Annotated in this window: 8 protein-coding genes, 1 tRNA gene and 1 other RNA gene; 6 read left to right on the forward strand and 4 right to left on the reverse strand. The window is 63.6% G+C overall.

Features of this window, described 5'->3' with window-relative positions; genetic code table 11:
• Nucleotides 1-209: 209 nt before the first annotated feature.
• Entirely contained in the window at nt 210-1,970 is a 1,761-nt protein-coding gene (locus tag BACI9J_RS17990) for an FG-GAP-like repeat-containing protein (protein ID WP_236558752.1), read from the forward strand.
• A gap of 71 nt (nt 1,971-2,041) precedes the next feature.
• Here BACI9J_RS17990 and BACI9J_RS17995 read toward each other — a convergent pair whose 3' ends face one another.
• Nucleotides 2,042-2,434, reverse strand: coding sequence for a MarR family winged helix-turn-helix transcriptional regulator (locus tag BACI9J_RS17995; protein WP_159735571.1), 393 nt, complete (start codon nt 2,432-2,434; stop codon nt 2,042-2,044).
• 97 nt (nt 2,435-2,531) lie between these two features.
• Here BACI9J_RS17995 and BACI9J_RS18000 point away from each other — a divergent pair, with 97 nt between their 5' ends.
• A complete protein-coding gene (locus tag BACI9J_RS18000; RefSeq protein ID WP_159735572.1) occupies nt 2,532-3,974 on the forward strand; it encodes an MFS transporter in 1,443 nt (480 codons plus the stop codon).
• A gap of 97 nt (nt 3,975-4,071) precedes the next feature.
• Nucleotides 4,072-4,995: an oxygenase MpaB family protein gene (locus tag BACI9J_RS18005; protein WP_159735573.1), complete on the forward strand. Its 924-nt coding sequence runs from the start codon at nt 4,072-4,074 to the stop codon at nt 4,993-4,995.
• Nucleotides 4,996-5,092: 97 nt separating this feature from the next.
• Here BACI9J_RS18005 and BACI9J_RS18010 read toward each other — a convergent pair whose 3' ends face one another.
• Entirely contained in the window at nt 5,093-8,554 is a 3,462-nt protein-coding gene (locus BACI9J_RS18010; protein ID WP_159735574.1) for a bifunctional proline dehydrogenase/L-glutamate gamma-semialdehyde dehydrogenase, read from the reverse strand.
• Between the two features lie 123 nt (nt 8,555-8,677).
• On the opposite strand from BACI9J_RS18010, the gene BACI9J_RS18015 reads away from it, so the two are divergent.
• Entirely contained in the window at nt 8,678-9,604 is a 927-nt protein-coding gene (locus BACI9J_RS18015) for a LysR family transcriptional regulator (RefSeq protein WP_159735575.1), read from the forward strand.
• Here BACI9J_RS18015 and BACI9J_RS18020 read toward each other — a convergent pair.
• Entirely contained in the window at nt 9,601-10,596 is a 996-nt protein-coding gene (locus BACI9J_RS18020; RefSeq protein ID WP_236558753.1) for an acyltransferase family protein, read from the reverse strand. The two genes, BACI9J_RS18015 and BACI9J_RS18020, sit on opposite strands and share 4 nt — an antisense overlap.
• A 238-nt stretch (nt 10,597-10,834) precedes the next feature.
• Nucleotides 10,835-10,919 (reverse strand) — tRNA-Ser (locus BACI9J_RS18025).
• 400 nt (nt 10,920-11,319) lie between these two features.
• On the opposite strand from BACI9J_RS18025, the gene ffs reads away from it, so the two are divergent.
• Together ffs and BACI9J_RS18035 are read left to right on the forward strand one after the other, a co-directional pair.
• Nucleotides 11,320-11,416, forward strand: an RNA gene (gene ffs, locus BACI9J_RS18030) — signal recognition particle sRNA small type.
• Between the two features lie 34 nt (nt 11,417-11,450).
• Nucleotides 11,451-13,629 (forward strand): DNA polymerase III subunit gamma and tau (locus tag BACI9J_RS18035; protein ID WP_159735577.1); only part of this gene is annotated, 2,179 nt, incomplete at its 3' end.

Raw genomic sequence — 13,629 nt, forward strand, 5'->3', positions numbered from 1 at the left:
CGTGCAAGCACCATTGTTGCGGGTATCAGGGGAGAAATAAAGGCTTCCCGGGTGCCTTCTGCCGAAAGGTTGGCTCAGTTTTGGCTCAAGAATCTTGAGCTTGCTTTTGGGAGCCCGCGCAACTGGTGTTTTCGATCAGGAGACGAAGCGTAGTACATGACAGCTGACGGTAACGGTGCCGGGAACTCCACCACTTAGAGTGCAGTGACATGACCCGAATACACCTGCTGCGCGCCTGCGCTTTATCAATCCTGACGGCTCTTTTACTGGGAATTACACATGTCGCCGTCGCCGCAGAGGTGCCGTATCCCATAGCCTCGACCATTGATTTAGCAGGAGGGTCCGTCGTCGATATTGCCGTGGACGATGTCACCGGCACCGCGTACGTGATCAGGTATCAAAGCGACTCTTTGAGCTCTCCGGCATCACAGAAATCTTCACTGATGATCATTGAGGATCAGAGCGTCACGGCGGTCATCCCCATCGATGGCGGGGCCAACAATGTGGCGGTCGATTCCAGCACCCACATCGCCTACGTCACCAGCCAGGCACGGAAGATGGTCTCGGTTATCCAAGGGAACGCCGTGAGGCAGACGATTTTCGTTGAGAAGACCCCGGAGAGCATCGCAGTGGATTCGGAAACCCACACGGTTTATGTTGCCCGGGGCGACTACGGCTATGACTTACTGCTCATCAACGACGGAAAATTGACGGGGACAATACCGCTAACCTCCGCCGTTCCGAGGGAAGTGGTTGTGGACTCGTCAGCCCACACCGTATATGTCCTGGCTGATACCGGAATACACTCGTTCGTCAACGGCGAGGTCAAACCTGTCATCCGCCTTGATAATGCTTTCTACGTGAATGGACTGGCCCTCGATCCACTTCAACACCGTCTCCTGTTTGCGTCCGCCCAAGATCTCTTCCAGCTGAAGGACGGCGTACAGACCAAAACACCCGTAACGTTCCCCGGCAGCGAACCCGTCAGCGAACTAACCTTTGATCCGAACACGGGGACACTGTTTTTCACCTACCCGGTCCCCTTTGAAAATGAGTGGGGGTTTGAGGTTGGTGCCGTGAAGGACGGCCGTGTCCAACTTATGGGACATATAGATCCCGACTATATGGTGCTGGCTGTAGATCCAGTCCATGACACCGTTCTGGTGGGTCAAAAGGGCAAGCTCCTCATTTTGGACAATAAGTGGATCGAGACCAAGCCCCATCAGGGCCGGGACGCCGATGGGTTCGCGGATGTCCTTGCACGGGACGGGGCAGGAAATTTGTGGCTGTACCCCGGTAACGGCAAAGGCGGCTGGCTTCCGCAAAGCCGCGTTGGGACGGGCTGGAACGTCATGTCCGAACTGACCGGCCCGGGCGACTTCAACGGCGACACCTTCGCCGACGTCCTGGCACGCGACACCACCGGAAACCTCTGGCTGTACCCCGGCAACGGCAAAGGCGGCTGGCTTCCCCAAAGCCGCGTTGGGACGGGCTGGAACGTCATGTCCGAACTGACCGGCCCCGGCGACTTCAACGGCGACACCTTCGCCGACGTCCTGGCACGCGACACCACCGGAAACCTCTGGCTATACCCCGGAAACGGCAAAGGCGGCTGGCTTCCCCAAAGCCGCGTAGGCTCCGGCTGGAACGCCATGTCCCAGCTGACAGGCCCCGGCGACTTCAACGGCGACACCTTCGCCGACGTCCTGGCACGCGACACCACCGGAAACCTCTGGCTATACCCCGGAAACGGCAAAGGCGGATGGCTTCCCCAGATCCGCGTAGGCTCCGGCTGGAACGCCATGTCCCAGCTGACAGGCCCCGGCGACTTCAACGGCGACGGATCCGCCGATGTCCTGGCCCGCGACACCACCGGAAACCTCTGGATATACCCCGGCAATGGGAAAGGTGGATGGCTTCCCCAAACCCGTATCGGCTCCGGCTGGAACGCCATGAACCCGATCCTCTAAAGGCCTGCCCAAAGCTAAGGCCCGCTGCCGAAGCGCTTTCGTCGGCCCCGCCGGGTGCCGGCGAAAGTGCTTTAGGCCAGGTTTTCCTTGAGCAAAGCGCGGTGTTCCACCGCGGCGTTGGCGTGGAGCGTGCGGCCTGCCTCAGTCAGTTCCAGGAACAGGGAGCGGCGATCGTCCACGCAGGTTTGGCGGGACACCAGGCCTGCCTTTTCGAGCCGGTCCACCACTTTGGAGACGGCGCTCTGCGTCATGGGGGTTCGCTCCCCCAGGGCCTTCATCCGGCACGCAGACTCTTCACTTTCGGCTACGAGGTCCAGGATTTCGAACTCGTTGAGCCCAATATCGAACTTGGCTTCGAGGGCGCGGTCGATCGCTCCTGCGGTGCGGAAGTAGGAGTTCTGGATGCTGCGCCACTGCTCAACCAATTGGCGGTCATGCAGTTGACGGTCACGCGTCGTTGCCATGCCCTGATTCTAGTTCATTGCGCCGTTGGAATCCACGTCATAAGATGACGCATCATATTCCTTGTCATTGAATGACACGTCATGTACATTCAAAACCATGACATCACCCACCACTCTCAAAACCTCAACCGAGCCGCCTTTGGCCTCGGCTGTTCACTGGACCCGCGCGCAGTGGCTGCTGCTCATGGTTGTGTGCACCGTCCTGGCTTTGGACGGGCTGGACGTCTCCATGGTCGGCGTTGCCTTGCCGTCCATCGGACAGGAACTCAACCTCGGAACCGATTCCCTGCAGTGGATCGTCTCCGCCTACGTCCTTGGCTACGGGAGCCTCCTGCTCCTTGGTGGCCGGCTCGCCGATCTGTTGGGCCGGCGTCGAATCTTCCTCATTGCGTTGACGGTGTTCGCCGCTGCCTCCTTGCTGGGCGGGCTGGTGGACGACCCCGCCATCCTGATCGCCACGCGGTTCGTCAAAGGACTGGCCGCCGCGTTCACCGCGCCCACAGGCTTCTCCATCATCACCACCAACTTCGCCGAAGGCCGCGAGCGCAACAAGGCGTTGTCCATCTTCACCACTTTCGGTGCCAGCGGCTTCTCGCTGGGCCTGGTGGTGGGTGGCCTGATGACCAGTTTGAGCTGGCGTTGGACGTTCCTTGTGTCGGTGCCGATCGCCGTCGTCGTTGTCCTCCTGGGCATGAAGTTCATCCCCAGGGACAAGCCGTCGGCGGAGAACAGCGGGCACGATCTTTGGGGCGCCGTGACCCTAGCGCTGGGCATGCTCGGCCTGGTGTATACCTTGGTTTCAGCACCGGAGCAGGGCTGGGGATCTGTGGCAACAATCGCCGGATTCGCAGTGTCCATCGCCGTGCTGGCTGCCTTCGCGGTGATCGAGAACAAGGTCAAGCACCCCCTGATCCGCTTCAGCATCCTCAAGGAAGGCTGGGTGGCCCGGGCTAACCTCAGCGCGGTAGGACTGTTCGGCTCCTACCTCAGCTTCCAGTTCATCGTCACCATGTACCTCCAGTCGGTGCTGGGCTGGACGCCCCTGGGGATGGCACTCGCCTTGCTGCCGGCGGGTCTGTTGGTGGCCACCAGTGCACCGTTTGCGGACCGGCTCATTGAGAAGTTCGGCGCCACACAGCTGATCCTGACCGGGCTCACGGCCCTGGGGCTGGGCTATGTCCTGTTCCTCCGGGTGGGCACCACGCCCAACTACGTACTGGACATCCTGCCGTCAGTGGTCCTGCTGGGCATCGGTTTTGCGCTGGCGTTCCCGTCCATCAATGTCCAGGCCACGGCCGGGATCAAGGATTCGGAACAAGGGCTTGCTGCCGGTCTGATCCAGACCAGCACCCAGGTGGGGGCCGCCCTGGTTCTGGCGGTCACCACCGCGTTGGTCAGCGGTCACGGTAAGGCTGCCGGAACCGTCAGCGCCCAAGCCATGCTGGAACAGTACCGCCCGGGCCTCATCCTCAGTGCCGCCGTCGCTATCGCCGCGCTGCTGGTGGCAGCAGCACCCAAACGACGCCGCGTCCGTTCCTGACTCCGCTGATTGCGCCCCAGTACAGCTGCTCTGTACAGCTGCTCTGTACAGCTGCTCCGTATACCTGCTCTGTACAGGGGCGCAATTACGGGGTCTCATGGGATGCATGAGGAATTACCTCACGGAGTACAGGCATGAACTGCAGCGCACGTTCACAGGGACGTCGGGTACGCCCCCGGAGTGGGTGCCGCGCCTTGCCGAAGGGAACGACGCCGGATATCACCTTCCGGGCTCGGCCGTCTGGGCTGTGCACGGTCATGTGGCTACCATCGTGGCCGGGATCCGGGTGTTGCTGATGCAGGCCCTGCACCCGGGGGCACTGGCCGGGGTGTACGAGCACTCCGGCTTCCAAAAAGACCCTCTTGGCCGTTTGGCAAACACCGTCCGCTGGATCTTCACGGTGACGTACGGTTCCACCGAGGCCGCCGAAGCAGCGACTGCCCGGGTGCGGAAAATCCACGAGCGCGTCCGTGGGACCTATGTAGACGGCAACGGAGTGGTGCGGGAGTACGCCGCCAACGATCCCGAACTCCTCCGCTGGGTACACGTCACCTACGCGGACTCGTTCATCACCGCCAACCGCATTTGGGGCGTACCCATCCCGGGCGGTCCTGATGCCTACGTGCGCGAATGGGCAGCGGCCGGCCGACTCATGGGTGTGGCTGACCCGCCACTCACCGAGGCCCAGGTCCATGAGGAACTCGAGCAGTGGTATGCCTCGGGGATACTCCGTGCCGACGACCGGCTTGCCGAGACCGTTTCGTTCATCCGTTATCCGCCCCTGAGCCCACTCCTGAAGCCCGGCTACACCATCCTGTTCGCCGCCGCCGTCGCAAGCCTTGAACCCAAGTACCGCCAGATGCTGGGCATCCGCCGCGCCGGAATCGGCCCGGTTCCCTTGCCCGTCATCACCGCAGCCCGGGCTGTGCTGGGCATGGTCCGGTTTGCTTTGGGATCCCACGGGCCAAGCGAGCAAGCCGCCCGCCGGAGGTTGCAGAGGCTGGGCTACGCGGAGGCTTGATCAACCCACAACGACCAAGGCCGGGCAGGTCGGAGCGAATCCGTCCTGCCCGGCCTTCGTGGCCAAGCCCTAAATGCCGGGCCCTGGATGTCGCGCCCTAGATCAGGTGATCAGAGAGGTGGTTCGGGGTGCCGAAGCGGTGGGCCGTGATGGACACGGCCTGCTCGCGGAGGAACGGCAGCATCTCGATCCTGCCGGCCTGCGTCACCACACCGTGGTAAACCGCAACGTCCGGACGGCCACCCATGGCTGCGCTCAGCGCGGCAAAGTCGCCACCGATCAGGCGGATCCGGCCGGCGTCGAACTTTGCTGCACGGGCCAGCCACGCGGCGTCGTCCTCGATCCGGACGCTAACGCCCAGGTTCGCGAACACGGTCACCACGGAATCGGGAAGCACGACGGCGGAGCTCACCGTCAGCTTGGAGCCCGCCACCGCGCCGGCTGCTACAACACGGAGCAGATCAGCGAGGCGCTCGCCTTCGGAGAGGCGGATGGTCACCGGGAGGGAGCGGTAACGGAAGACGTTGCGCTCAGCGGACAGTGCGGAGACGTCCTTGGTGGTGCCGAACTCGGATTCCCAAGCCGATGCGTCGCTGAAGAGCGACTGCTGGAGGGTGTGGATTTCCTCAGCAGAGACATCCGCGGACTTCGCAGCAGAGAGAATCTGCGCAGCCGCACCCTGGAGCATGGTGCCGCGCTTGGCCTTGGCTTCGGCGGGGAGCCAGCTGCCCAGGCCGATCAGGTAGTTCGGTCCACCTGCCTTGGTGCCCGCACCGACTGCCGACTTCTTCCATCCGCCGAACGGCTGGCGCTGGACGATCGCACCGGTGATGCCGCGGTTGACGTAGAGGTTTCCGGCCTGGATGGTGTCCAACCAGACGCCCATTTCAGCGGAGTCCAAAGAGTGCAGCCCGGCGGTGAGGCCGTATTCGATCTCGTTCTGGATGGCGATGGCTTCCTCGAGGGTTTCGGCGGTCATGACGCCCAGGACCGGGCCGAAGAACTCGGTCAGGTGGAAGTACGAGCCGCGCTTGACGCCGGAACGGATGCCCGGGGACCACAAACGTCCGGTCTCGTCGAGGCGCTCAGGCTTGATCGCCCAGCTTTCGCCGTCAGCCAGGGTGGTGAGCGCGTTCAGGAGCTTGCCGTTGGCCGGTTCGATGATCGGCCCCATCTGCGTGGTGGCGTTGTCCGGGTAGCCCACCGTCAGGGAGCGGGCGGCATCAATGAGCTGATTGTGGAAGCGGGCGCTCTTGGCCACCGAGCCCACCAGGATCACCAGTGAGGCAGCAGAGCACTTCTGGCCTGCGTGCCCGAAGGCCGAGTACACAACATCCTTGGCAGCGAGGTCCAAGTCAGCGCTCGGCGTGACGATGATGGCGTTCTTGCCGGACGTCTCCGCGAGCAGCGGCAGGTCCTGGCGGAAGGAACGGAACAGTTCAGCAGTTTCGTAGCCACCGGTGAGGATGACGCGGTCCACGCTCGGGTGCGAGACCAGCTGGGTACCGAGATCGCGCTCTTCAAGCTGCACCAGGGCCAGCACTTCGCGCGGCACGCCGGCTTCCCAGAGCGCATCCACCATGACGGAACCGGAGCGGCGGGCCTGCTTTGCAGGCTTGATCACGACGGCGGACCCTGAGGCGAGCGCTGCGAGCGTTGAGCCTGCGGGGATCGCCACCGGGAAGTTCCACGGGGGTGTCACCACGGTGAGGTTGGCTGGGACGAACGTGGCGCCGTCGACCGTTTCCAGGTCTTTGGCGCGCTCGGCGTAGTAGTGCGCGAAGTCGATTGCTTCGCTGACTTCGGGGTCGCCTTGGTCGATGGTCTTGCCGGTTTCGGAAGCCATGACCTCAAGGAGTTCAGCGCGGCGGGCTTCCAGGACCTCGCCGGCGCGGTGCAGGATGGCGGCACGCTCGGCGGCGGGACGTGCGCCCCAGGCCTTTCCAGCATCCACGGCAGTGGTGATGATGCGCTCCAGCTCGGCCGCGTCGGAGACCTTGGTGGACTCCACGATCTTGTTGCCGGCGGTGGAGCCGGGGATGCGCTTGAGGATCTCGCGGCCCCAGGCACGGTTGGCCGGGAGTGCGGGATCGGTGTCCGGGGTGTTGCTGAAGCCCTCGAGCGGCGCGGGCTCTGCCTGGAGGCGGCGGTCCTGCTTGCGGTTGGGGCCTGGGACCTCGTCCTTCATGTTGGCCAGGGAGTCCAGGAAGCGCTTCTGCTCGCGCTTGAACAGGGCTTCATTTTCGCTGAGCTCGAAGACGGCAGACATGAAGTTTTCCTGGCTGGCGCCCTCTTCGAGGCGGCGGATCAGGTAGGCAATGGCGACGTCGAACTCGCCCGGGTGCACCACCGGTGTGTAGAGCAGGAGGCTGCCTACATCCTTGCGGACTGCAGTGGCCTGGCCGGTTGCCATGCCCAGGAGCATCTCGAACTCAATGCCCTTCGTTACGCCACGCTGCTTGGCCAGCAACCACGCGAAGGCGACATCGAACAGGTTGTGGCCCGCGACGCCGATGCGGACGGCGTCGATGTGCTCCGGGGTCAGAGCGTAATTGATGACGTTCTTGTAGCTGGTGTCCGAGTCCTGCTTGCTGCCCCAGGTGGCCAGCGGCCAATCGTGCAGGGAAGCTTCAACCTGCTCCATAGGAAGGTTGGCACCCTTGACCACGCGGACCTTGATGGGAGCGCCACCCTGGGCGCGGCGTGCCGCAGCCCATTCCTGCAGTTCCTGCATGGCGCCGAGTGCGTCCGGGAGGTAGGCCTGGAGGACGATGCCGGCCTCGAGGTTCTTGAACTCGGGCATGTCCAGGATGCGCTTAAACACCGCGATGGTCATGCTCAGGTCCTTGTATTCCTCCATGTCCAGGTTGATGAACTTTGGCTTGGGGAAGGACGCTGCGAGGCGGTACAGCGGGGTGAGCTTCTCCACCACGTGGTCCACGGCTTCGTCGAAGGCCCATGGGGAGTGCGGTGCCACGGTGGAGGATTCCTTGATGGAAACGTAGTCCACGTCATCGCGGGCGAGAAGCTTCAGGGTGCCCTCAAGGCGGCGCTGTGCTTCATGCTCCCCGAGGACTGCTTCGCCCAGGAGGTTCACGTTCAGATGAACGCCGTCCTGGCGGATCTTGGCGATGGCCGGGCCGAGCTTCGCGTCGGTGGCGTCCACAATCAGGTGACCCACCATTTCGCGGAGTACCCGGCGGGCGATCGGGATGACAACCTGCGGAACGATCGGGGCCATGACGCCACCAACGCGGACAGCGCTGCGCATGTACCACGGGAGGAACTTAGGCACCTTGGGAGCGAGCTCGGCGAGTTTCCGGCCGGCGACCGAAAGGTCTTCGGGGCGGATGACGCCGTCGACGAATCCAACCGTGAAGTCCAGGCCGTTCGGGTCCTTCAAGACGCCGGCAAGGCGCTGGGCGGATACATCCACGGGGATCTTGCTGGCTTCGGTAAGCCAGTGGCGGACCAAGGCGATGGCTTCCTGGGCCAGGGCATCGAACTGCCCCGATTCCTGGACGCGAGGGGCGGTGGCATCCGGGAGTGTGCTGGTCATGGGAGCTCCTTCTGGGACGGAGAAGTTTGTTTGTTTCCATCAGTATGGATCTACAATCACGTTAGGAAAAGCGATCTTTTCTGACGAATATTCATTACCCATCCCGAACCTTTGGAGGCTGCCTTGCTGGACGTCCGCAGGCTGCGTTTGCTGCACGAGTTGAAGATCCGCGGAACCCTCGCCGAGGTAGCGGATGCCATGCAATACAGCCCCTCATCGGTGTCCCAGCAGTTGACCTTGCTGGAGAAGGAAGCGGGCGTGGAACTCCTGCGCAAAGCCGGACGTCGGGTGCAACTGACCCCGCAGGCGGAGATTCTGGTGGCCCACACCGCGGCACTGCTGGAGACGTTGGAGCGCGCGGAAACCGAACTCGCGGCATCGCTGTCCATGGTTACCGGAACCGTGCGCTTGGCCGTCTTTCAATCTGCCGCACTGGCCCTGCTCCCTGACTTCCTGAGCATCATGAGGCAGGAGTATCCCGAGGTGCGGGTGGAGATGACCCAACGAGAACCCGAGACTGCGCTGTATGAAACGTGGGCGCGGGACTTCGATCTGGTGGTGGCTGAGCAGTATCCCGGCCATGCCGCTCCACATCACAGCGGACTGGACCGCGTCATCCTCACCAGCGACGCCATCAGGCTGGCCACTCCCCCCGTGGGACTCGGCGGCGAAACTGTTTCCTCCCTTGCGGACACCGCCTCGATGCCGTGGGTCATGGAACCCCGGGGCGCTGCTTCCCGGCATTGGGCCGAGCAGGCATGCCGCTCGGCGGGCTTCGAACCGGATGTTCGCTACGAAACTGCCGATCTCCAAGCGCAGATCCGGCTCATCGAATCCGGGAACGCCGTGGCACTCATGCCGGACCTTGTGTGGACCGGGCGTTCGCGGACGGTGCAGCTGCTGGATCTTCCTGCCCTGCCAAAGCGAACCGTGTTCACGTCCACCAGGACGGCCGGGCGGATTCACCCGGCAACCGCAGCGTGCCGCGAAGTGTTGGAACGGGTGGCGGCCGCACATGGTCAGAGCGGGTTAGTTCCTGCCGCTGACTAACCCACCAGCCATCGCCGGAGTGGCGAGCGGGTCACCAGCAGCGCAAGAACAAAGGGCACCACTAAAGCCACCACGGCGTCAAGAATCGCTCCCGAGGCAGGCGTGTTGAGCAGGTAGAGGAGAAACGCGTGGGTCAGGACCACCACCAGCCCAGTGGACGCCAGCTGGATAGTGAGGCGGTTCACCGCAGGACTGACCACGCGGTAAAGCGCTGACAAGACGAGGATCAGCCCGAGACTGATTGCAGAGGCGTTGACCACGCTCAACACCGCGGTGCCGAAGTCGCCGTCCTTCATGTTCAACGGCTGCACCGCGCCACCCGCCGTCAGTGCCACGCCGGCGAGCACAAGCCCCAGCCCCACGGCTGCCTTATATCGGATACGTCGGACCAGCTCAGGCAACGCACGTCCAACGAGAACGAACACCAGGCAAGGAACTGCCAAAGCTATTCCCAAGGGCATCTTTGCCATCATGGAGCCCGCCAGGATGCTCACTGCCAGGCCAACTGCAGCCGTGGTCCACGCTACCCGTGCGGGGAAGCGCTCCAGCAAGCGGCACAGCACAGCGGTGAAAAAGAGGACCGGCACAAACCAGAAGGCAGAGTAGGGGCGTACCGCGAACGCTCCACCATAGACGGCGTTTCGGAGCGCTTCGATCGGCAGTGATCCGCTACGCAGATATTCCACGGAAGTGAACGCAATACTGAGAACAACCAGCCACGCAACGTACGGGACCAGGAGCGTCTTGGAGCGGCGGGTGATCTCGTCCCGCAGCGTCCGGCCCGGCTTCCACAAGTAGCCCGTCAGGATGAAGAATACCGGGACATGCCACGCGAACAGTGCGTCAGTGAACGGCCCGTACGTCCAGACATGCCCAACTACAACGGCAACGATTCCAAGAAGCCTGATGGCGTCCAGGTCCGCCGCCCGAGCCCGGCTTGGTGGGACCGCAAGGTGTCTACCCCGGACTGTTACTGCATTGAAGTCCGGCACCGGATTCCCCTCTGATGACGAGCAAGTCCAAGCCATCCTATGAGGGCATGTCAGGCCGGCCAAGCGCGTCATAGGACATGCGGGGTGGACGCATGGAGCGGGGCGTGAGGCGGGAGAAGCGCACTACCCAGGCTCGCGTCTCAGTCTCGGTCTCGGTCTCGGTCTCGGTCTCGGGCAAAGCCTCGATTCCGGGTACGACAAAGGCCCCCAGATCGGCTAGATCCAGGGGCCTTTTCGGCGGAGAATGGGGGATTTGAACCCCCGAGGGCGTTAACCCAACACGCGTTCCAGGCGTGCGCCATAGGCCGCTAGGCGAATTCTCCTTGCTTCCGATTCGAAAGCAGATACTACTGTACCTGAGAATTTCAGCATCGTGTAATCGGGCTGATTTACCCCTCCCGGAAGGCCCCGAAACCCGTCCGTTAACGGAAAAATGGACGCCCCCAACGCGCCCATTCTTGCGGTTCACCGTTGAGCTACCGGGTCCGGCCCCTCGCTCCCAGGCCACGCAGCTCACAATCTTGAGATTGCCCCAATCGGTGTACATACCCATGGTCCGCCGTGGTGGGGTGATTTGCAATGGTTGAGACCTGTTTGTAGCCGAAGTTTATTGACAGGATGTCCCCATGCCCGGGGACTCCCGACCCAACCACCCGCCGTCGAGCCTTATCCACAGCCCTTGGAGCCGATTCGAACCCCAACCCAAGTTCGGGTAAGCTTGTCGACGGCCCCTCATGTGGCGTCATCCTGTTGAACTCCCCCAGGACCGGAAGGTAGCAAGGGTAGATGGGCTCTGGCGGGTGCATGAGGGGTCACTTACTTTAACTGTCAGTCCCTATAGGTAGGTTTCACTTGTGACTGTTACAACTGCCCTGTATCGAAGGTATCGCCCGGACTCTTTCGCGGACGTTATCGGGCAGGAACACGTCACGGAGCCGCTGATGACGGCGCTCCGCAAGAACCGCGTGAACCACGCCTACCTCTTCTCCGGCCCCCGCGGTTGCGGCAAGACCACCTCCGCGCGCATCCTCGCGCGGTGCCTGAACTGCGCCGAGGGCCCCACTGACACCCCCTGCGGCAAGTGCCCCAGCTGCATCGAACTGGCGCGTGGCGGTTCCGGTTCGCTGGACGTGATCGAGATCGACGCCGCCAGCCACGGTGGCGTGGACGACGCCCGCGATCTCCGCGAACGCGCAACCTTCGCCCCCGTCCGGGACCGCTACAAAATCTTCATCATTGACGAGGCCCACATGGTCACGTCGGCCGGCTTCAACGCGCTCCTGAAGATCGTTGAAGAGCCGCCGGAACACATCAAGTTCATCTTTGCCACCACAGAGCCGGACAAGGTCATCGGGACCATCCGCTCGCGGACGCACCACTACCCTTTCCGGCTGGTGCCGCCTGAGCCGCTGATGCAATACCTTGAGCTCCTCTGCCACCAGGAGAACGTTCCCGTTGCCCCCGGCGTGCTCTCGCTCGTCATCCGTGCAGGTGGCGGCTCGGTCCGGGATACGTTGTCCGTCCTGGACCAACTCATGGCCGGAGCGGGTCCCAATGGCCTGGACTATGAACTTGCTGTTGCCCTGCTCGGTTACACGCACGCGTCTTTGCTAGACGACATCGTGGACGCTGTGGCAGCGTCCGACGCCGCGGTGGTCTTCAAAGCCGTGGACCGCGTCATCCAGACCGGTCACGACCCCCGGCGTTTCGTCGAGGACCTCCTGGAACGCTTCCGCGATCTCATCATCGTCCAGGCCATGCCCGAGAGCGCCCAGGCCATCCTCCGCGGCATGCCGGCGGACCAGATCGCCCGGATGCGCAACCAGGCAACCAACCTTGGTGCTGCCGAGCTGTCCCGCGCGGCGGACGTCACCAATACCGCGCTGACGGAGATGACGGGCGCCACGTCACCGCGCCTTCACCTTGAACTGCTGTGTGCCCGCATCCTCCTGCCCAGCGCTGAGCAGACCGAGCGGGGCATCGCTGCCCGTATTGACCGTGTGGAACGTCGCCTGAATTACGCGGGCGACGGCGCCACCCCGGCTATTGCTGCCGGCCCGCCCGCAGCTGCGGCTACTACGCCCGCACCTGCACCTGCACCTGCACCTGCACCTGCACCTGCACCTGCTGCGACGGTAGCGGAGACCCCTACTGGAGCGACCGTCCCGGAGGCTCCTACCGTGTCCCGGCATGCACCCGTTGCAGCGCCGGCCACGCCAGCGCCGGCCATGCCCGCGGAGTCCGCGGCCGCGCCGACCGCGCCGGATGTATCTGCCGCTCAACCGTCTGCCGACACTGGTTCGCGGGATGCCATCACACCACCGCGGGTGTCCACCAACGATTGGCCGGTGGACGACCGCCCAGCTGCTGGCCGTGCACCAGAGGCCGCCGCATCGCAGGCTCCTGTGCGCCAGCCGCAGCAGGCAACACCATCAACTGACGCGGCCCCTTCCCCGGCCCCGCAGCCCGCCGCACAAGCTCCGGCACAGGCCCCCGCACAAGCTCCGGCACAGGTCCCCGCTCAAGCTCCCGCACAGGGAGGCAGCGGTGATGTGGAGGCTCTTCGTCGCGCATGGCCGGATGTTCTGCAGACTCTGACCAAGATCAAGCGCAGCACGTGGGCGCTCGTGGAACCGAACGCCCAGGTGGCCCGCTTCGATGGCCAGGTGCTGACTCTGGCATTCACCACGGGCGGCCTTGCAGGTGCGTTCGGACGTGCGGATCATTCTGAGAACCTTCGGCAAGCGATTCACAAGACCATCGGCATCGACTGCCAGATCGTCGCGGTCGCTGGCGGCAACAGCTCAGCGAGCTCTGAGCCAAACCCAAAAGCACCTACTAGCCGGGAGTCTCCGGCTGCTGCGGCACCAGCGGAAACAGCGCCAGCACCAGCACCGGTGTCAGCTGTCGACTCCGCCTGGGGCCTCGCACCGGCTTCCACGCCAGTAGAAGCCACCCCTGCGCCGGCAGAACCCACCATGACGGCGGCTGCACCCGCCCCGGCACCCGCCCCCGCGGCACCCGCAACAGCAC

This window comes from Arthrobacter sp. 9V, assembly GCF_902506065.1.
In the GTDB taxonomy this organism is placed as follows: Bacteria; Actinomycetota; Actinomycetes; order Actinomycetales; family Micrococcaceae; genus Arthrobacter.

Excerpts from the sequence above, each read along its gene's own strand:
- BACI9J_RS17990 (WP_236558752.1), top strand. The coding sequence starts at position 210 with ATGACCCGAATACACCTGCTGCGCGCCTGCGCTTTATCAATCCTGACG.
- BACI9J_RS17995 (WP_159735571.1), bottom strand. The coding sequence starts at position 2,434 with ATGGCAACGACGCGTGACCGTCAACTGCATGACCGCCAATTGGTTGAG.
- BACI9J_RS18000 (WP_159735572.1), top strand. The coding sequence starts at position 2,532 with ATGACATCACCCACCACTCTCAAAACCTCAACCGAGCCGCCTTTGGCC.
- BACI9J_RS18005 (WP_159735573.1), top strand. The coding sequence starts at position 4,072 with ATGGGATGCATGAGGAATTACCTCACGGAGTACAGGCATGAACTGCAG.
- BACI9J_RS18010 (WP_159735574.1), bottom strand. The coding sequence starts at position 8,554 with ATGACCAGCACACTCCCGGATGCCACCGCCCCTCGCGTCCAGGAATCG.